An 890-nucleotide genomic window follows, 5' to 3' on the forward strand; every position below is an offset into this window, starting at 1 on the left:
ACATGCCAGTCGCGCCCGCACGCGGCACACTGGCTGAATGAAAACGCTTATTGCAGCACTTAAACGCGCCCTGGCGAATCTGATCCGCATCGGCATTGTATCCGAAGTGGATACGGTCAAAGGTTTATGTCGGGTAAAAATGGGTGAACTGGAAACCGACTGGCTGAACTGGCTGACGCCCCGCGCCGGTCGGGTGCGCTTTTGGGCTGCGCCCTCGGTGGGGGAACAGGTGATTATCCTCAGTATCGGCGGCGAACTGACGACCGCTTTTGTGTTGCCCGCGGTGTTTTCCGATAGCAACCCTGCACCCTCGGCTTCAGCGGATGCCATCGTAGTGACATTTCCCGATGGGGCCAGATTTGAATATGAACCTACAACCCGTCATTTAGCCATTACCGGCATGAAAACCGCCAATATCGTGGCCGAAACCTCGATCACCCTCACCACGCCAGTGGTGAAATGTACTCAACACCTGATTACCCGAACCCTTCTGATTGAAGAAGGCGGCGAGGCGCGAGGCCACTTTAACCATTCCGGTGGCAATCTGACCTCAAACGGCATTGTGGTTCACACCCATCAACACGGCGGCGTCAAAGGTGGCGGTGATTCCTCCGGGGGGCCGCAATGACTTATCTCGGCATGAATGCGCAGACAGGCAAAGCCATTACCGATATGGCTCACATTCGCCAGTCTATCAGCGATATTTTAATCACGCCGCAAGGCTCCAGAGTGATGCGTCGGGAATACGGTTCGCTGCTGTCCACGCTGATTGATCAGCCGCAGAACCCCGCCTTACGGCTCAAAATGATGGCGGCGGTGTATGGCGCAGTCATGCGCTGGGAACCCCGCGTGACGCTGACGGTGATTGATCTCACGACTGAAAACAGCGG

General features: G+C 56.3%; 2 protein-coding genes. Both read left to right on the forward strand.

Annotation, left to right across the window (positions count from 1 at the left end; translation table 11 throughout):
- Positions 1-37 precede the first annotated feature (37 nt).
- Positions 38-628, forward strand: a complete 591-nt coding sequence (locus DBA33_RS20365) for a phage baseplate assembly protein V (protein WP_120807123.1) — start codon at positions 38-40, stop codon at positions 626-628.
- On the forward strand, positions 625-890 hold a 266-nt coding region (locus tag DBA33_RS20370), incomplete at its 3' end, for a GPW/gp25 family protein (protein ID WP_120807124.1). The genes DBA33_RS20365 and DBA33_RS20370, both read left to right, overlap by 4 nt.

Source organism: Yersinia sp. IP36721 (assembly GCF_003634395.1).
Lineage (GTDB): Bacteria > Pseudomonadota > Gammaproteobacteria > Enterobacterales > Enterobacteriaceae > Yersinia > Yersinia entomophaga.